This is a genomic window from Alkalihalobacillus sp. CinArs1, from assembly GCF_947387515.1.
Taxonomy (GTDB): domain Bacteria; phylum Bacillota; class Bacilli; order Bacillales; family Guptibacillaceae; genus Guptibacillus.
On the sequence record NZ_CANDOB010000002.1, the window covers coordinates 180,883 to 198,376 of the forward strand.

The 17,494-nt window shown below is 43.3% G+C and carries 17 protein-coding genes; 9 read left to right on the forward strand and 8 right to left on the reverse strand.

Going from position 1 to position 17,494, the window contains the following annotated elements:
* Nucleotides 1-44 precede the first annotated feature (44 nt).
* Nucleotides 45-1,373, forward strand: a complete 1,329-nt coding sequence (locus PFZ69_RS09390) for a YjiH family protein (RefSeq protein WP_270180818.1) — start codon at nt 45-47, stop codon at nt 1,371-1,373.
* 41 nt (nt 1,374-1,414) lie between these two features.
* Here the strand turns inward: PFZ69_RS09390 and PFZ69_RS09395 are convergent, their stop codons facing one another.
* Nucleotides 1,415-2,188: an SDR family NAD(P)-dependent oxidoreductase gene (locus PFZ69_RS09395; RefSeq protein WP_270180819.1), complete on the reverse strand. Its 774-nt coding sequence runs from the start codon at nt 2,186-2,188 to the stop codon at nt 1,415-1,417.
* 241 nt (nt 2,189-2,429) lie between these two features.
* Between PFZ69_RS09395 and PFZ69_RS09400 the strand changes: the two genes are divergently transcribed.
* Together PFZ69_RS09400 and PFZ69_RS09405 are read left to right on the forward strand one after the other, a co-directional pair.
* Entirely contained in the window at nt 2,430-3,971 is a 1,542-nt protein-coding gene (locus PFZ69_RS09400) for a BCCT family transporter (RefSeq protein WP_270180820.1), read from the forward strand.
* Nucleotides 3,972-4,113: 142 nt separating this feature from the next.
* Nucleotides 4,114-4,287 carry a hypothetical protein gene (locus tag PFZ69_RS09405; RefSeq protein ID WP_270180821.1) on the forward strand — a complete coding sequence of 58 codons (174 nt, stop codon included), beginning with the start codon at nt 4,114-4,116 and terminating at the stop codon, nt 4,285-4,287.
* Between the two features lie 235 nt (nt 4,288-4,522).
* On the opposite strand, the gene PFZ69_RS09410 is transcribed toward PFZ69_RS09405, so the two are convergent.
* Both PFZ69_RS09410 and PFZ69_RS09415 read right to left on the reverse strand, forming a co-directional pair.
* Nucleotides 4,523-5,413 (reverse strand): fructose bisphosphate aldolase, encoded by an 891-nt coding sequence (locus tag PFZ69_RS09410; protein WP_270180822.1) that lies wholly within the window; start codon nt 5,411-5,413, stop codon nt 4,523-4,525.
* A gap of 173 nt (nt 5,414-5,586) precedes the next feature.
* Complete coding sequence (locus PFZ69_RS09415; protein WP_270180823.1) at nt 5,587-7,020, reverse strand: alanine/glycine:cation symporter family protein; 1,434 nt, start codon at nt 7,018-7,020, stop codon at nt 5,587-5,589.
* Between the two features lie 292 nt (nt 7,021-7,312).
* Here PFZ69_RS09415 and hutP point away from each other — a divergent pair, with 292 nt between their 5' ends.
* The 3 genes from hutP to PFZ69_RS09430 all read left to right on the forward strand — a co-directional run bounded on the left by hutP (nt 7,313) and on the right by PFZ69_RS09430 (nt 10,146).
* Nucleotides 7,313-7,750 carry a hut operon transcriptional regulator HutP gene (gene hutP, locus PFZ69_RS09420; protein WP_270180824.1) on the forward strand — a complete coding sequence of 146 codons (438 nt, stop codon included), beginning with the start codon at nt 7,313-7,315 and terminating at the stop codon, nt 7,748-7,750.
* A gap of 103 nt (nt 7,751-7,853) precedes the next feature.
* Nucleotides 7,854-9,371 carry a histidine ammonia-lyase gene (gene hutH / locus PFZ69_RS09425; protein ID WP_270180825.1) on the forward strand — a complete coding sequence of 506 codons (1,518 nt, stop codon included), beginning with the start codon at nt 7,854-7,856 and terminating at the stop codon, nt 9,369-9,371.
* Nucleotides 9,372-9,453: 82 nt separating this feature from the next.
* Entirely contained in the window at nt 9,454-10,146 is a 693-nt protein-coding gene (locus PFZ69_RS09430; protein ID WP_270180826.1) for an alpha/beta fold hydrolase, read from the forward strand.
* Nucleotides 10,147-10,184: 38 nt separating this feature from the next.
* Here PFZ69_RS09430 and PFZ69_RS09435 read toward each other — a convergent pair whose 3' ends face one another.
* Nucleotides 10,185-10,586, reverse strand: a complete 402-nt coding sequence (locus tag PFZ69_RS09435) for an ArsI/CadI family heavy metal resistance metalloenzyme (RefSeq protein ID WP_270180827.1) — start codon at nt 10,584-10,586, stop codon at nt 10,185-10,187.
* A gap of 47 nt (nt 10,587-10,633) precedes the next feature.
* Entirely contained in the window at nt 10,634-10,963 is a 330-nt protein-coding gene (locus tag PFZ69_RS09440) for an ArsR/SmtB family transcription factor (protein ID WP_270180828.1), read from the reverse strand.
* Between the two features lie 281 nt (nt 10,964-11,244).
* On the opposite strand from PFZ69_RS09440, the gene PFZ69_RS09445 reads away from it, so the two are divergent.
* A complete protein-coding gene (locus tag PFZ69_RS09445; protein ID WP_270180829.1) occupies nt 11,245-11,868 on the forward strand; it encodes a superoxide dismutase family protein in 624 nt (207 codons plus the stop codon).
* Between the two features lie 46 nt (nt 11,869-11,914).
* Here PFZ69_RS09445 and PFZ69_RS09450 read toward each other — a convergent pair whose 3' ends face one another.
* Both PFZ69_RS09450 and PFZ69_RS09455 read right to left on the reverse strand, forming a co-directional pair.
* On the reverse strand, nt 11,915-12,088 hold the full coding sequence (locus PFZ69_RS09450) for a hypothetical protein (protein WP_270180830.1): 174 nt from the start codon (nt 12,086-12,088) through the stop codon (nt 11,915-11,917).
* A gap of 121 nt (nt 12,089-12,209) precedes the next feature.
* The gene (locus PFZ69_RS09455; protein ID WP_270180831.1) at nt 12,210-12,785 is read right to left on the reverse strand and encodes a DUF2087 domain-containing protein; all 576 of its coding nucleotides are present in this window, start codon (nt 12,783-12,785) and stop codon (nt 12,210-12,212) included.
* Between the two features lie 144 nt (nt 12,786-12,929).
* Here PFZ69_RS09455 and PFZ69_RS09460 point away from each other — a divergent pair, with 144 nt between their 5' ends.
* Entirely contained in the window at nt 12,930-13,415 is a 486-nt protein-coding gene (locus PFZ69_RS09460; protein ID WP_270180832.1) for a tetratricopeptide repeat protein, read from the forward strand.
* A 379-nt stretch (nt 13,416-13,794) separates the two neighbouring features.
* Here the strand turns inward: PFZ69_RS09460 and PFZ69_RS09465 are convergent, their stop codons facing one another.
* Nucleotides 13,795-15,144 (reverse strand): dipeptidase, encoded by a 1,350-nt coding sequence (locus tag PFZ69_RS09465; RefSeq protein ID WP_442865140.1) that lies wholly within the window; start codon nt 15,142-15,144, stop codon nt 13,795-13,797.
* Between the two features lie 272 nt (nt 15,145-15,416).
* Here PFZ69_RS09465 and PFZ69_RS09470 point away from each other — a divergent pair, with 272 nt between their 5' ends.
* A complete protein-coding gene (locus tag PFZ69_RS09470; RefSeq protein ID WP_270180833.1) occupies nt 15,417-17,393 on the forward strand; it encodes a hypothetical protein in 1,977 nt (658 codons plus the stop codon).
* Nucleotides 17,394-17,494 lie beyond the last annotated feature (101 nt).

Genomic DNA, 17,494 nt, shown 5'->3' on the forward strand with positions numbered 1-17,494 from the left:
TCTACCTATAACTATCAGAACATTCAATCAATTGGAGGAATAACATGGAAACAGTGAAACAAGAGGTTCATGTTCAGCCCACAAGACCCTCATTTTCTCATCTGCTGAAATTTTTCGGCTTTAGTTTGATCGGAATTTTTACTTTTTTCGTCCCGATTACAGTTGGAGGAAAGTCATCGATCCCACTCGATCACATCGTAACGTATCTCACAACGACGTTCACTTCAGTGGTTCCTTACTACGCACTCCTTGTCATTGTGATCGGAGCGATCTATCCGTTAATCAATAAGACGTGGAACAAAGACGCTGTCAATATAGGACTATCGCTTTTTAAAGTACTAGGTGTCCTCGTTGCACTTATGCTGATGTTTGAATTCGGGCCGGCGTGGTTATTCAGCCCAGGGATGGGACCATTTTTATTCGAGAAACTCGTGATTCCTGTAGGATTACTCGTTCCAATCGGTTCGGTTTTTCTTGCGTTGCTCGTTGGCTATGGTTTATTAGAGTTTATCGGCGTCATCCTTCAACCTGTCATGAGACCGATCTGGAAAACGCCTGGTCGTTCTGCGATTGATGCGGTCGCATCGTTCGTAGGCAGTTATTCAATCGGGTTGTTGATTACGAACCGTGTGTTTAAAGAAGGAAAGTACACGATTAAGGAAGCGACGATCATCGCAACAGGGTTCTCGACCGTATCTGCTACATTTATGATCGTTGTCGCAAAAACGCTCGGACTGATGGAAGTGTGGAACATCTACTTCTGGCTCACGCTCTTTACGACGTTTCTTGTAACCGCTATCACGGTTCGAATTTGGCCATTGAATAAAATGAGTGAAGCGTACTATGACGGGGAAGGAAGTCCAGAAGAAGTTATTAAAGAAAACCGCGTGAAGGCAGCATGGAGTCAAGCGATGGCTGCAGCAGAAAAGTCTCCATCACTAGGAAGAAACGTATGGATGAACTTAAAGGATGGCTTCATAATGACGGCTGCTATTCTACCTTCCATTTTGTCGGTAGGTTTGCTTGGACTTGTGCTCGCTGAATTCACGCCGGTGTTCGATATTCTAGGGTATATTTTCTATCCATTTACTTGGATTATGCAAGTTCCGGAGCCGCTTCTCGCAGCAAAAGCTTCCGCGATGGAAATCGCAGAAATGTTTTTACCAGCACTTCTCGTAGTGGATGCTCCATTGATCACAAAGTTCGTGATCGGAACGGTATCCGTTTCTGCGATTCTGTTTTTCTCAGCGCTCATTCCTTGTATCCTGTCAACGAATATTCCAGTGAGTATTCCAAAACTACTCGTGATCTGGGTAGAGCGTACGATTTTGACGATTATCATTGTTACGCCACTTGCTTATTTGTTTCTATAACACATGTTAAAAGTCCGATCTCATCATGAGACCGGACTTTTTTAGTTCTTCATACTTTTTTTCATAAGAGAAGAGCTGATCTTTGTAACAGTTTTTCTAGGCAATAAACGTGGAAGGAAAGATGTTGCAACGTTCATTCGTCCATCAATGATCGAGCTTTTCCCTTTCTTTAACCCACGTAAGGTCGTGTCTACCACTTGTTTTGAAGTCCTCATCTTGCCAGCCTTAATCGCGTCTGGCGCTTCGTTAAAAAATTCTGTTTCAGTATTCCCAGGACAAACGGCCATCACGTGAATGCCTTTCTCTTTGTACTCTTCGTGCAATGCTTCAGAGAAAGATAGGACGAATGCTTTTGTAGCAGCGTAGATCGACATGTATGGAATAGGTTGGAACGCTGCCATAGATGAGATGTTAATGATCTCTCCTTTTCCCTTTGAAACCATATCTTTTAAGAATAGATGAGTCAGATCAACAACAGACGTAACGTTCAGCATAACCTGTTGATGGTTTTTCTCAACTGTTTTTTCTAAAAGTTCCCCCGTTGTACCTGCGCCTGCGTTATTGATCAGCATGTCGACAGTGAACCCCATCGAATGAACGTTATCGTATACTTCCTGCGCGTTTCCTTCAATACTTAAGTCTTTAGGTATCACGATTGCTTGTACGTTATAGGTCTTCTTGAGGTCGTCAGCGATCCGGTCTAGCTTTTCTTTCGTTCGAGAGACAAGAATTACGTTCAATCCTTTTTCTGCTAATGTGTATGCAAATTGTTTTCCTATGCCAGTAGACGCCCCTGTAATAAGTGCTGTTTTCATGTAAGTGTCGTTCCTTTCATTTACGTTTATATTATTAAACGTTTAATCCTTTAAACATAATGACTATACCAGGTGAGCGAGGTACCGTCAATCAATACACTGGGCGAAAGAGTGAACATGTCCCTAAACGCCTTTTTTAGTAAGAATTGGATGAAAAACCCTATTTCAAACCGTTATGTCTCTTCCATTTCCGGGTAATGAAAATTTGAAAGAAATTAGGATAGAGATAGAGAGGGATATCATGAGTTCGGAGAAGTTAATCGATTACAAGATTTTTGTTCCATCTGTACTGATCATGATTGCGATCAGTATACCTTTTGCTATGTATGAAGCAGAGTCTTTAAGCTTACTTAATTCAATCTTTGATACCATAGTGGATGTGTTTAGCTGGGGGTATCTATGGTACGGCATCATTCTAGTCGTAGCAGGATTGTACTTCGCTTTTTCAAAATACGGCCAAGTCGTACTAGGAGACCCTACAGAAAAACCTCGCTTCACGCTTTTTGAATACGCTTCAATTTTAATCGCAATGGGCGTTGGTTCAACGATTATGAGGACCGGGATGCTTCAGTGGACATCAGTCGCGAACGATCCACCAGCAGGAGTGAGTGCTGGATCAGCTGAAGCCCTTTTATGGGGGAACGCATATAGCATGTTTCTATGGGGGTTCCAAGTATTTGCTATTTTCGTTATGAGTGCTCCTGCAATGGGGTACATTCTACATGTAAAAAAGCGGCCTTTGATGAGGATTTCTGAAGCATGCCGCGTTTTATTTGGAGATAAGTTCACAGATGGATGGGGAGGAAGAGCCCTCGATATCCTTTTCCTTATTAGTATACTTGCCGGTGCATCTGTGACTTTGGGTCTTGGAGCGCCAATCATCACGCATAATCTATCGAACTTACTCAATACGGAAGTGACGTTCGGGATGACGATTCTCGTGACGATCGTATGGGTGTTCTTATTCTCACTCAGCGCTTATTTAGGAATTGAAAAAGGAATCAAACGTCTCAGCACGATGAACATGTATCTCGCAGGAATATTTGCTGTATTTGTTTTGATCGCGGGTCCCGGGGTCTTCATATTAAACTATTTTTCTGATAGCGTCGCGTTTTTATTAACAAATTATCTTAACCTTTCACTAAACACTGAGTCAGTTTACGAAGGCAAAGCTTCTCACATCCAAAGCAACACGGTGTTCTGGTTCGCTTACAGTGCAACATGGGCGATGTTACATAGTGTGTTCGCTGCAAAGATTTCGAGAGGAAGAACGATCAAAGAAATGATTCTTACGTATCTCCTGGCACCAACAATGATCTCTTGGATTGCTACAGGTGTATTGGGTGGACTTGGCGTTCAGCGATACCTTGAAGGAGACCTTTCAATATTAAAACTCGTTCAAGAGGATGAACGGATGGCTGCCATTCCAGAAATTCTCCAAACGCTTCCGCTAGGAGAAGTATCGATTATGATCTTTATGGTTGTTGCACTTATCTTTTTAACAACAACGCTCGATTCTACAACTTACACGGTTGCAGCATATACGAGTACGAGAGATATGAGTAAGTATGAACCTCCGAAAACATTACGGATCATTATCGCAATGATCATTACCGCATTTGCACTCATCCTCATGCGCATCGGTGGATTACCCCCACTCTCCGTTGTCTCAGGATTGATGGGGCTACCGATCATCGTCATTCAGTTCATTCTTATTTATGCAGCGAAAAAAATGATGGATAACGATTTAGCCTGGAGTAGGAATACGAGAAAATCTAATTAGAGCAGCAATTAAGCACCTATTCAACTTGAATAGGGTGCTTTTTTTCTGTTCTCCTGTAAAAATTGGAAACTTTTTGAATGCTGAAACGTCCTACATAGTAAGAATGGTATGTTGGAAAAACAGTTTAAGGAGGACGATCAGATTGGGGAGGAAAGAGGCGCTGCTGTTTTTAATGTGGATCATCATTGGGTTGAGCATAGGGTATTTTGTTTTTATTCCAATAGTAGAGGATACGGTGATCGGATTAGTGATCGGTCTTTCGATCGGTGTGACGAGCGGAGTGTCATTTTCACTATCTAGTAGACCTAAGTCATAGTCTAACAGCTTTATAACCCTTTCACTTATTTATTGACCATGTTCATTACCTTCTTTTTACTAAGCAGTATTGATAAGGAAACCTACTTTTCTCTCAGCATCCTGTGTGTTTCGATTAATGGAGGAGGAGTACAGTTCGTTGGTTTCATTGTAGTTATTGGAGCGGCACAAGTTTACTGTTTACTAAAAGGAAAAAAGGTGCGTTACCCATGGGGGAACGCACCTTTTCGAGAGTTTTATTTTTTATTGACCGAAGCGTCGTAAATAGAGTCGACAGCGTTTTGTAGTGCTGCGTTAAACTCATCATCAGTTTGGTTTGCGTTTAGATCACCAGCTAATGCTCTAGAAAAGCTTGCGATCAATCCGTCGTTTTCTTTTAGCTTCTCATTTGCTTCATCGCGAGAGTAACCGCCAGATAGTGCAACGACACGAACGACGCGAGGGTGGTCGATCAATTCTTTGTACGCATTCGCTTTCGTTGGAATCGTCAGCTTGAGCATCACGTTTTCGTTTTCATTTAAGTTGTTCAAGTGCTTCAGGATTTCATCACGTAGAATTTCTTCTGATTTTTCCTTGTCGTTACTGTGAATGTTCACTTCTGGTTCGATAATTGGAACAAGGTCCGCGTTTATGATCTGTTTACCGACTTCAAACTGCTGGTCGACAACAGCTTTGATACCGCTCTTATTTGGCTCATGAATAACGGAGCGCATCTTCGTACCAAAAATCTTTCGTTCATTTGCTCGTCTAAGCGTCTCGTCTAAATCATGGATTGGCTTCATAAGCTGAACGCCATTTTCTTGTTCAGCGAGACCTTTGTCTACTTTTAGGAAAGGAGCGATCCCTTTGTCTGCAAGGTAGTCTGCGGTGTACTTTCCTTCAATTTCACGATCCATCGTTTGTTCAAACAGGATTGCTCCAATGATTTTGTCACCATTAAACGCTGGGGAGGTAATGATTCTAGTACGCATTTGGTGCACACGATCAAACATTTCGTCTTCGTTAGAATAAGCATCTTCTGGAACACCATATGCTGCTAGTGCCTTTGGGGTACTGCCGCCACTCTGGTCGAGCGCAGCGATAAATCCATTTCCGTTTTTGATCTTATCGAATTGACTGTTGTTCATGTTTTCCACTCCTTCAGGTTCTAGTATTCAATACATCCACTAATGCGGGTTTTCCTACTACCATCATACTTAAGACAAACCTATTTTTCAAAAGGAAAGGGTAGTGAAATTTAGTTGCAGCAGAGCTAGTAATCTTTTCATTCGAAAAGAGCCTGGGAACCCAGGCTCTCTCTTTACATCGCTGCTTTCTTCTTTTCCTCTTGATCTTCTTCATCCTCCCAAGCTTCAGCACCTTCGATACCGAGCTCTTTAGGCGTAAATGTTGGGTTTTTACCTGCTTTACGCTGTGTCTCATAGTCTTTTAACACTTTAGCAGCTACTTTACCTAGCATGGCGATTGCAATCAAGTTGATGATCGTCATAAGTGCCATGAAGAGGTCGGCCATCTTCCATACGAGACTTAAGCTTGAGACAGATCCAATCAGTACGAATGCCATCGTTGCGATACGGAAAATGAATAGAGCGGTCTTGCTTTCTTTAATGAATTCGATGTTCGTCTCACCGTAATAATAAGACCCGATGATTGAACTGAATGCGAATAGTAGGATCGATACCGAAATGAAGATTCCAGCCCAACCGCCGATATGCGCATTTAGTGAATTCTGAAGCAATTCGATACCAGATACATCTCCCGCTTGAAACACGGGTGCTAGCAAGATGATGAATGCTGTTGAAGAACATACTAGAATCGTATCGACAAAAACACCTAATGACTGGATAAGACCTTGTTTTGCCGGGTGTGACGTTGTTGACGTCGCTGCCGCGTTCGGTGCACTACCCATTCCGGCTTCGTTTGAGAATAATCCACGTTTCACACCGTTCATGATCGCAGCACCAACTGCACCACCGAATGCCTGCTCGAGACCAAAGGCATGTCCTACGATAAGAGAAATGACAGCTGGCAGTTCTGAAATGTTAATAAACAGTACGACCATAGCGATCGCGATATAAAGCACGGCCATAACAGGGACGATCACACTCGATAAATTTGCGATTCGGTGTACGCCACCAAAGATAACGAGTCCTGTTAGTGCCGTAATGATTAATCCCATTGCTAGACGGTTCATACCAAATGCATTTTCAAACGCAAGCGCAATCGTATTACTTTGAACAGAATTGAAAATGAGTCCAAACGTGATCGTGATGATGACTGCGAAAAGAACACCTAACCATCTTTTCTTAAGTCCTTTTTCAATATAGTAAGCAGGTCCGCCGCGGAAGGCTTTTGAGTCTTTCACTTTATAAACTTGAGCTAACGTGCTTTCGATGAATGCGGTTGCACCGCCGAGAAGGGCTACGATCCACATCCAGAAGACTGCCCCTGGGCCACCAAGCGTAATCGCCACGGCCACACCTGCGAGGTTACCGGTACCGATTCGTGTGGCAGCGCCGACACAGAAGGATTTAAACGGTGAAATATTTCTCTTTCCATCTTTAAAATCAGGTTTTTCTCCAAGTACACGAATCATTTCTCCAAAAAAACGAAATTGTACAAAGCGGGACGCGATCGTGAAGTAAACGCCGAGCCCGAGTAACCCTGCGATCAGTACGTAACCCCAGAGGATGTTGTTTGAATAATCAATGATGCTCGATAAAAAACTTTCCATGTGAGTCGCTCCTCTTTTAGTTTATTTCAATATTTCTGACAATTTTGTCACAACTTTTATTATACAAGTAATCGCGCGAATTTCAACACTATTCGACAAATTGCAATTTTTATCAAGTTATTGGAAATCGTTACCGCAAGCAAAAAGAGAGCCAGAAATCCCTTTACTACGCTAGTTATCTAGCATGATAACAGGGTAAAACTTACCTCAATTCTATTGACATATGATTCTGAAAACGCATACAATTTAATAAGATACTAGTGATTAGTGGAGTACTGGATAGGTGACGCATATGCCGCAAATTAAGATTGGAAAACTAGCGATGCTGGTGGCGAGTTTGACACCAGAGGAATTAGAGCCTTTTTCAGCGCAATTGAAAGATGTGGAGTACTGTCAAGGCAAAGCTGGTTCGATGAACATGGAGAAAGTGATTTCAGCTGTAGAAACGGCTGCGAAACGAAATAGCATCATCTCAGATGAACTTTACCGTGAGACCCATGCGCTTTATCACGCTATTTTAGAAGCTTTAGAAGGTGTGATGCGCGGACAAATCGGAGCAGGAAACATGATGCGCACAGTAGGGTTGAGGTTTGCGGTCGTCAGAGGCACACCGTATGAGCATTTTGATGAGGGAGAGTGGATCGCAGTCGCGTTCTACGGAACGATCGGCGCTCCCGTAAAAGGACTTGAACACGAAACGTTCGGTCTAGGTATCAACCATATAGGATAAAGCTGTCTATAGTGATGAGTGATCAGGAGACGGCGATGGTACGCTATGTACCATTGTCGTCTCCTTTTTGTATAGCCTTGAAAAACTGGGAGGAGAATGAACCATGATATTGTTAACCGGATCTGATTTAACGTTAAAAGAGATGAAGAAGATCATATACGGAGACGAAGATGTCTCGATTCACCCGTCGAGTATGGAGAAGGTGAAGAAAAGTCGCAAAGCGGTTGAGAAGATCGTTGCGACAGGGAAGACCGTTTATGGAATCAACACAGGATTTGGAAAGTTCAGCGATGTTCTTATTCCAGATAAAAATGTCGACGAGCTGCAGCTTCACCTCATCCGCTCACATGCTTGCGGAGTTGGGGAGCATTTTCCAGTCGATGTTAGTAAAGCAATGGTCGTTCTTAGGCTCAACGCGTTGATCAAAGGTTTCTCTGGTGTGAGGCCATGTGTCGTTGAGCGTCTACGTGATCTAGCGAACGAGGGAATGATTCCCGTTATTCCGAGTCAAGGGTCACTTGGAGCTTCGGGTGATCTCGCACCGCTTTCACATCTTGCGCTCGTGTTAGTTGGAGAAGGAGAGGTTCACTACAAAGGGGACATTCGTCCAACATCAGAAGTGTATGATGAACTTGGCTATAAACCTCTTACTTTGAAAGCGAAAGAGGGTCTAGCCCTGATAAATGGAACGCAGGCGATGACGGCGATGGGTGTGATCAACTATATCGAAGCGGAACGACTTTTCGACCAAAGCGATTGGATCGCTTCGATGACGCTTGAAGCGCTTGAAGGAATCATCGATGCGTTTTATCCTGCTATTCACGAAGCGCGTGGGTATCGTGAGCAAATAGCTGTTGCGAAACGCATTCGCACGATTACGAGTGATAGTAAGCTCATCACCCATCAGGGAGAGAAGCGGGTACAAGATGCTTATTCTCTAAGATGTATTCCACAGGTTCACGGCGCTTCGAGACAGAGTCTTTCATATGTAAAAGAAAAGCTTGAGATCGAAATGAACGCAGCAACTGATAACCCGCTTATTTTCGATGACGGAGAAACGATCGTTTCAGGCGGCAACTTTCATGGTCAGCCAATTGCCTTAGCGATGGACTTTTTGAAGATAGCAGTGGCTGAGATGGCGAATATCTCAGAGCGACGGATCGAAAGACTGGTGAATCCGCAGCTTAACGATCTTCCAGGGTTCTTAAGTCCGAACCCTGGCCTTCAGTCCGGTGCGATGATTATGCAATATGCTGCAGCCTCACTTGTATCTGAAAATAAAACTCTCGCACACCCGGCAAGTGTCGATAGCATTCCTTCCTCTGCGAATCAGGAGGATCACGTGAGCATGGGTACAATCGGGGCGCGTCACGCTTATCAAATCGTAATCAACGCTCAAAAGGTCGTTGCGATCGAATTGATCTGTGCGATGCAAGCGCTCGAGTATCGAGAACTGAAACACGCTTCAACATCTGTCCAGAAGCTTCATGAGGAAGGAAGAGATGTCGTCCCTACGATAAAAGAAGATCGCGTCTTCTCGAAGGATATCGAAGCGCTTTGGAAGTGGCTTAAGAGTGATCAGTTCAATTGGTCTGTGCAAGAAGAAACAACAACTGTGTAAGTTCGAGCAGCGGCTTTATTCCGCTGCTTTTGTTTATGTTAAAGTGAAGAGGTAAGAAAATTAGAAGTGGCGGTGAATGGTAATGGAACGAATTTATATGCTACATGGTTTCATGGGAACAGGAGACCTTCATTTTCAAACACAGAAGGAATTTTTCTCTACGCATTATGAGGTGATCACACCTGATCTTCCGGGTCACGGGGTATCATCGATCGAAGCGAATCAGGATTACATTGAGACGGCTGTCGAGTGGCTGGTGGAAGATTTAGAAGCAAACGGGCCGGCGTATTTACTTGGTCTTTCTCTTGGTGCAACTTTATCTATACATACTGCCATTAAACGACCTGACTTAGTAAAAGGACTGATTTTAACAGGCTATACGCCGTTTGTACCAGATCATCTGAAAGGCAAGCTGGATGAGCAGCATAAGCATTTCTCTAACCTGGAAGAAACAGATCCTGATACGGCGGACTATTTCAAAGAGATTCACGGTGCGAAGTGGTACGATACGTTAATGAAGGTAAACGATCTAATGACGTTTAACTATCCGGTGATTCAAGAAGAAACGCTTGCATCACTTAAAACGCCTACACTGTTGTTAAACGGCAGCAACGAGCTGTATGAAGTGGAAGCAGCAGCTTATGTGAAGAGTAAGAATGATCATATAAACATCGGTCTTCTCCCTGGAGCGGGCCATATTGCGAACATCGAGAACCCTCATCTCTATAATGAAATGGTGTTAGATTTCCTTAGAAGTTTGATGGTAGAGAAATAAGAAAAAGCGACCAACTTTGGTCGCTTTTTTATTACAGTTTAACAACAGCTGCTTGAAATAGCTTTCTCAGTTTCTTCGCTATCTTGTTTCGTATAGAAATACTCCCACTCATTGCCATCAGGATCTGTCACCCAGAATTTATCTTGTAGGGCATAGCAGCAGTTCGTGTTCATTTCTTCGCGAGCGAAAAAGCCTAGCTTCTCAAGTCTTTCTTTATGTCGCATCACATCATCATGACTCTCGACCTGTAGTCCGAAGTGTCCAACCTGATTGCCCGTTACCTCATTTTTTAGATTCAGAGTGAAGTTAACGGAAGGCTCTTCAGGTAGAAACTTCGCGTAGTCATCTTTTACTTTTACAGGTTCACTGTTGAATACCTTCGTATAAAATTCGATCGAAGCCTTTAGGTCCGTTACGTTAAGTCCAATATGTGTTCTCATCTAAATCCTCTCCTTAATCAATTTTTTTTGATGTATTGGTTAAAAAATTAACAACCGTCATTGGTACGGAACAAACAGCAAAGTTCTTCTGATAATAAATGGTTCACTTCTTTTTTGTTCAAGCGATAGTAGCTCCATGTTCCTCTTAATTCCTTTGTGATCAGCTCTGCATCAGTAAGTATCTTCAGATGATAGGATAGCTTCGATTGTGGTAGGTTTAGCTTGTCGGTAAGGTCACATACGCACTGCTCTCCAGCTTGTGTAAGTTCGTGCATGATGTGAAGTCTCTTCTGATCTGAAAGTGCTTTGAACTTCTTTTCATACTTAGTAAACGTGTTGTTGAGCTGTTCATCGTATAAAGGAAGGTCTAAGGCCATTTTCCTCTCACCTCTAATCATCAAATTTTCTTGATTAAGTATAGTGTAAACGATATCATTTTGGATTACAACTAATAAATCAACTTTTTTTGATGAATAAATTTTTTCGACTATGTCTCAAGTCTCTTGAAGAACAGATACGCTATCCAAATTAGAGACGAAAGAACGTCATGATAAAAAAAGATCATAGGAACATGGATGCAATTCCCATCTGGAAGGTTTACCACGTTCTTGAGTGTGTAAAGATGGTTATAACAACTGCTTAGGAGGGAGAGGTTCGTATGAAAAAATGGTATACCGTCATGATGGTGTTGGCGTTAGCTCTTGTACTAACTGCCTGTGGAGGAAATACGTCAAACCAGGAGGAATCTGGCTCGGAGAATGATTCGACGATGGAGAATGAAGGTTCCGATGAAGGCGCAACGGATGAAGGTACAAAAGAAGAGGAAGCTTCCCAATCTGTCATGGTGACGATGAAGGATGCTGAAGGAAATGAAGTGGGTACAGCTGAAATTACGGAAGAGAACAAAGGAGTCACGATCAACCTTCAAGCTTCCGATCTTCCTGAAGGGGAGCACGGCTTCCACATTCATGAAACAGGAAAGTGCGAAGCACCTGACTTCAAGTCTGCAGGCGGCCACTTTAATCCAGCGGACGTTAGTCATGGAACAGAATCAGAAGATGGTCCGCATGCAGGTGATATGGAAAACCTTGAAGTAAGTGCGGACGGCATGGTTGAAAAAGAAATCATGAACGAAAAAGTAACGCTTGCTGAAGGAGAAGATAACTCTCTTCTTAAAGAAGGCGGCACAGCGCTCGTCATTCACGCTGGAGCTGACGACATGGAATCACAGCCATCTGGTGACGCGGGAGATCGCATCGCATGTGGTGTGATTGAGAAGTAAGATGTGAAGTAAGAAGCACTGCAAGTTGCAGTGCTTTTTTTGATCGCTAATTCCTTTCCTCTGGTTGATTTTCGCTGTGAAGTTCTAACTTTCTATTCTCTAAATCTAGTTTCTTATTTTCTAGCTCTAATTCTTTCTTTTTTAAGTCGTATTTGATGACAAAGTATAAAAAAAGAAAAGACATCCCAACAATGATGATAATAAAGACAAATAGATCCACACGTATCCCCCCTAGATAAAATGACTCCTTCGTTTAACCCTATTATATCTCTTTCTATTGTTATATTTAAAAATTGCCTATAAATAACCGCTAAAAAAAGAAGAGAGCACATTCCGTGCTCTCAATCGATCGTCGCCCACATTTCTTCTGGGTTTAGTTCATAAATGTTATTTTCCCGGTACATAAAATGATTGATGATAAATTCTCTTCGAATCGTCGCAAAGTCAGGATGGAACTTTTTAATATACTCATTGATCTCTTTTTCAGGATACTTTCTCCCACGTTCTAATCCGTTGATCAAGTGCTTGAGGATAATGATCTTCTTTTTGCGCTGAGAAGGGAGCTGCTTTAACGTACCGTCTTTTGCCATAAAGTTATTGACCACTGCTTGTGTTTTCATTGCATCGTCCTCCTTCGTTTGTTCAGGATGATAAAGCATGTTAGACAGGGCTTCAGAATAGGAACGGAACTTCTTTTCATCTATGTAGTAGTAGATGGTGTTCTTGTCTCGTCGCTGATAGACGATGCCGGTATCTCTTAATTTCATCATATGATGTGTGATGGTAGGCGCTTTTAAACCAAGCTTGCCAGCGATCGCTTGTCCATGAAGGGGACCAGTAGCGAGTAAAGTAAGTATGCGTATACGAGTTGGATCTCCGAGTGTCTTATGAAAATTTACGAGTCTATTTAACTGCAAGACGTTATCCTCCTTTCTTATAATTAGATGAGTATCTAATTAGATGATAGTCTAATTTGTTGGTTGCGTCAAATAGGAGAAGGGCAATCGCCATGTGGAACTATGATAAGCTATACCTAAATGAATGATAAGAGGTGGAAAAAGATGAAGAAAGAAGTAGAGAGAGCGATTCGGTACCGTCAAGAGGGCAACCATCAAGAAGCGAACGAGATGCTTGTTAAACTAGCAAACGAATTTCCAGAGGATGCTTCGGTTCATTACCAGTGCGCCTGGAGCTTTGATGTATTAGGGAAAGAGTCTGAAGCGGTGCCATATTATGAAAAAGCGATTGAGCTAGGACTTCCCACTGAAGAGTTGGAGGGAGCGCTGCTAGGTTTAGGAAGTACATATCGAACGTTAGGAGACTACGAGAATTCGAAAGCTGTCTTTTTAAAAGGGATGGAGATCTTTCCTAAGAACAGGGCGATCCAGGTGTTCTATTCGATGACGCTACATAACCTCGGGGAACACGGTGAGGCGATGGAACTCTTGCTTACGAATTTAGTAGAGACGACGAATGATGACGCGATCTTGAGCTACCGTAGAGCGATTGAATTTTATGCGGATAAGTTGGATGAGGTTTGGGAGTAGGGAGCGTTTTGAAGGAGATTACACTCGTTGGGGTATCTTCGAGCGGGGGCCTGTTCTGTTTATTGTCTAAAATCAAGATTTATTAGCTAAAACTGAGATTTATTGTCCAAAATCCGAATTTATTAGCCAAACTGAGAGTTTATTAGCTAATTAGAAAAATACACATGTAGCAAAAGAAGGAAAAACGCCAGCGGGGCACTGCACCGCTGGCGTTTTGTATGGGTAAAAGAGGGGGGAGAGCTGGATATCGGCGAAAATCTGGATATATCAGCGAAATTAAGAATATATCAGCGAAAATCCATTTATATCGGCGAAATTAAGAATATATCAGCGAAAATCTGGATATATCAGCGAAACAGCGCCCCGGGTAAACAATCCCCTACAACGACTCCAAGTAAGCCACTACCGTCTCGATCCCCTTCGTAAAGTTCTCCAAATGAAAATGCTCGTTTGGCGCGTGAAGATTTTCAGATGGAAGACCGAAGCCCATGAGGACTACGGGTGCGTCGAGCACTCTTGCGAAGACTTCGACGATTGGGATTGAACCGCCTTCTTTAGGGAAAAGAGCGCGCGTTCCGTACACGTTTTCATAGGCGTCCGCTGCTTTTTGAATCATTGGGTTTCGAGAATCGAGAGCAACCGGTCTTGCCTTGATGAACTGTTTAACGGAAAGCGTTGTGCCTTCTGGGCATTGTGCTTCAAGGTGTTTTTCGATCAGCTCATAGATGTGCTGTGGGTCTTGATCGCCAACAAGACGGCAGCTGATCTTTCCGCTCGCTTCAGACGGAACGATCGTTTTGATGCCGTCTCCCTGGTAGCCTCCTGTGATGCCGTTGATTTCAAGGGTCGGACGGATGCCAGTTCGCTCTTTGAACGAGAAGCCTTCTTCTCCATATAGAGCAGATAGGCCGAGTTCTTTTTTCATCGCTTCTTCGTCAGACGGAATTTCTGCGACTTCTTTTCGAAGCGTATCTGTTAGTTCAGGGACGCCTTCGTAGAAGCCTTCTACGGCAATTTTGCCATCCTCATCATGGAGAGAGTCGAGAAGGCGGACGAGTGAGTGAACAGCATTCGGAACACCGCCACCGTACACGCCTGAGTGTAGATCGGTGTTTGCTGTTTTCACGTTTACTTCCATGGCAAGTGCGCCGCGAAGCGACGTGCAGATTGCGGGTAAGCCTTTTTCAATGAATGACGTATCTGAAATGAGCACCGCGTCACAGCTTAGCTTTTCACTTTCTTCATTAATAAAAGGATCGAGATTAGGGCTCGCGATTTCCTCTTCGCCTTCGATGCAGAACTTCACATTAACAGGAAGCTTGCCGTGTTCGTTCATTAAAAGCTCCATCGCTTTGATGTGGATGAAGAGCTGCCCTTTATCATCAGTCGCACCGCGGGCGAATAGCTTATCGTCCCGGATGACGGGTTCGAAAGGAGGGGTTTCCCACAGTTCGAGGGGATCTGCAGGCTGCACGTCGTAGTGACCATAAATGAGCACAGTTGGTTTTCCTTCTGCATGAAGCCAGTCGGCGTATACGATTGGATGACCTTCTGTTTCGATGATCTCGATGTTTTCCATGCTAGCTTTTTTGAGCGCGTCTGCAACAAAGCCAGCTCCTTTTTGTACATCCTCTTTGTAGGCAGGATCGGCAGAAATACTAGGGATCTTCAAGAACTCTTTTAGTTCATCGAGAAATGATTCTTTATGTAGTGCGATGGTTTCTTTCATTGCTAGAACCTCCTTCAGGCTATCAGTCCTTCTATTATAATAGACGGCGCATGTGTAGACAAAAATGATGGTTGTTAGAATGATAGGTTTTAGTGACTTCTCGCATTCAGTCGTTATCAAGCGGAAAATGCAGTTTGAGCAAGCTTATCCGAAGAGAACTCTTCATACGGTTGATTTTGTAAAAATATAAAAACATTTTACAAAAAAAGGTTTCTATTCATCAAGAAGCGGGTACAAATTGCTATCTTAAACTAATTGGGGGATGTGTGAGTATGAAAACTTCATATTCAAATCATGAACAAGAGCAGTTTGCAAGAAGTCTGCAAACGTTGTCAACCGGTTCAAATCCAGCTGTAGTAGATGATGTTCTTAGACATGCGGCTGTTTTGATCGATAGCAATATGTTTGATGAGCTGTATGAGCTTGTAGAGGCGTATGAGAATGCAGGCATTTTTCAGGATGGTCCGTGGGAGAATCCACGAAAGCTCCAACCTAAGCTCGTTTCTGGTTCATTTAAAATAGATGGTAACTATTCTATATTTGAAGTGTTGAGTGAGTTAAGGTTATTGGCGATTGCGAAAGGCGACCTTCAGCATTCGAAGCTGAAAGCGGAAGAAGCGAAGGATTTGCTCACGACGATTATGGCGTTGAACTTAGAACTCATTTTCCCTCCTGAAACAGAGGAAGCTCGCATCAGTCAAACAGAAGAAAACAAGCGCGGGATCCTATTGTTTCAATATCTCGCGAACAAACTATCACTAGCTTCTCTCGCTCCAACGTTCGTGAATGAAATCGATCGGCTGACGTCACAGCGACCGATCATGGTCAATCGTATCGTGGAGATGATCAGCTACGCTGAAAACTTATTGGATGAGCCAGATCTCACGCCTGAAGGGAAAGCGAGTATTCAGCGGTATATCGATAGCTTGAATGGACCGACATCGTTGAGTAAAACGTATCAGCAAGAATATGTGAAAGAGTTCATGGCACTTTCAAAAGCAGAAAAGGTGTCTGAGGCCGATGCGTTTGCGAACATCATGCGTGATACGGGTATCGTGTCACCGATTCATGCAGACCTTGTGAGGGAGTTAGCTCAGCACGATGAGACAGAACTCCTGACGATTGCGCTTGATCTTACGGAAAAAGGTGAAGCAAATTTAAACGAGCATTTTGAGATTGTGAAACAAATCATCACCCTCGCGATTCATCGATCAACGTGTCAGGCTCTTTACGGGCTTGCGAGGATGCTCGAGCGAGGCGTTCTATCATCCCCGCCCGTTATTCCAGCACTCGAACGGATCGTGGAGCTTGAGCTTCTTCCTGAAGTTGAAAAAGATCTGTTAGCTTCTCGTAACCTTTCTGAGGACGTTACGGCAGTTGGTCTTTTACTGTCTGGTGTTGTGAGCGTTCTAGGACAGCCGCTGGGAATTGGACAAGGTCTGAACCCAACGTGTCAGTCTGCTCGGGGAATCAGTCTTTGGTCACAGCATGATCCGGGTTATTTATTAGAACTGTTAACGAGAGCGTGTCGCGATGGCGAAGTGGATATGATGTTTGAAGGAATCGAGATCAACTCATCGCTTCTTTCAGGAGGACTTGCACCGGATCTTCATACGGAGCTCGATCCCGTTTCACTAGTGTTAGTGCCACACTTAGATCGCATCTATGATGACATGATGAAGCGTTGTGCGTTAAGAGGGGAAGATGGCCACAAATGGGTGAACCCATCTTTTTATGGACAATGGATTTCAAAAGAATTTTCATCCTGTATTCAGCCGGTCACAGGTGCCGTAGCAGATTATGACGAGTTCGCGAAGCTATTTTATGCGACTCACCATCCAGATTTCAACGGCGGGCATCAGCTCATCTATCCGAATCCGGTCGGGATTTTTGTTACGACTGCGAATGCTGATCTTCTTGGACTGCATGCGATCTCGATTCAAAGAATCGCACCTGATCCATCAGGTCAGATGAGGGTGTACTTTTACAATCCGAATAACGACAGTGGTCAAAACTGGGGACAGGGAATCAGGTCAACGGTTCGAAATAATGGAGAAGAAGAAGGAGAAGCGTCCTTGCCATTCGATCAATTCCTTTCCCGGGTGTATGCGTTCCACTACAATCCGAATGAGATGGGCAGTCTAGAAGAGGTCGATCTGAGTCTAGTCGAGAAAGTTACCGAGCTTGCTAAAAATAGCTGGGGACAAACGTACCAATGGGTCGATCTCAAAAATCCATTCGTACTATAAACAAGTAGGTACCTTCCGAAACAGGAAGGTACCTTTTTTATTTTAAAGAAATATACTGCAATAATGATGAGTCGAAAGGAATTTGACGATTTTTACCGAAA

What these genes read in the sequence shown, in the direction of transcription:
- PFZ69_RS09465 (WP_442865140.1), bottom strand. Translation starts at nt 15,144, where the DNA reads ATGAAAGAAACCATCGCACTACATAAAGAATCATTTCTCGATGAACTA.
- PFZ69_RS09400 (WP_270180820.1), top strand. Translation starts at nt 2,430, where the DNA reads ATGAGTTCGGAGAAGTTAATCGATTACAAGATTTTTGTTCCATCTGTA.
- PFZ69_RS09430 (WP_270180826.1), top strand. Translation starts at nt 9,454, where the DNA reads ATGGAACGAATTTATATGCTACATGGTTTCATGGGAACAGGAGACCTT.
- PFZ69_RS09395 (WP_270180819.1), bottom strand. Translation starts at nt 2,188, where the DNA reads ATGAAAACAGCACTTATTACAGGGGCGTCTACTGGCATAGGAAAACAA.
- hutH (WP_270180825.1), top strand. Translation starts at nt 7,854, where the DNA reads ATGATATTGTTAACCGGATCTGATTTAACGTTAAAAGAGATGAAGAAG.
- PFZ69_RS09410 (WP_270180822.1), bottom strand. Translation starts at nt 5,413, where the DNA reads ATGAACAACAGTCAATTCGATAAGATCAAAAACGGAAATGGATTTATC.
- PFZ69_RS09445 (WP_270180829.1), top strand. Translation starts at nt 11,245, where the DNA reads ATGAAAAAATGGTATACCGTCATGATGGTGTTGGCGTTAGCTCTTGTA.
- PFZ69_RS09435 (WP_270180827.1), bottom strand. Translation starts at nt 10,586, where the DNA reads ATGAGAACACATATTGGACTTAACGTAACGGACCTAAAGGCTTCGATC.
- PFZ69_RS09470 (WP_270180833.1), top strand. Translation starts at nt 15,417, where the DNA reads ATGAAAACTTCATATTCAAATCATGAACAAGAGCAGTTTGCAAGAAGT.
- hutP (WP_270180824.1), top strand. Translation starts at nt 7,313, where the DNA reads ATGCCGCAAATTAAGATTGGAAAACTAGCGATGCTGGTGGCGAGTTTG.
- PFZ69_RS09440 (WP_270180828.1), bottom strand. Translation starts at nt 10,963, where the DNA reads ATGGCCTTAGACCTTCCTTTATACGATGAACAGCTCAACAACACGTTT.
- PFZ69_RS09415 (WP_270180823.1), bottom strand. Translation starts at nt 7,020, where the DNA reads ATGGAAAGTTTTTTATCGAGCATCATTGATTATTCAAACAACATCCTC.
- PFZ69_RS09460 (WP_270180832.1), top strand. Translation starts at nt 12,930, where the DNA reads ATGAAGAAAGAAGTAGAGAGAGCGATTCGGTACCGTCAAGAGGGCAAC.
- PFZ69_RS09390 (WP_270180818.1), top strand. Translation starts at nt 45, where the DNA reads ATGGAAACAGTGAAACAAGAGGTTCATGTTCAGCCCACAAGACCCTCA.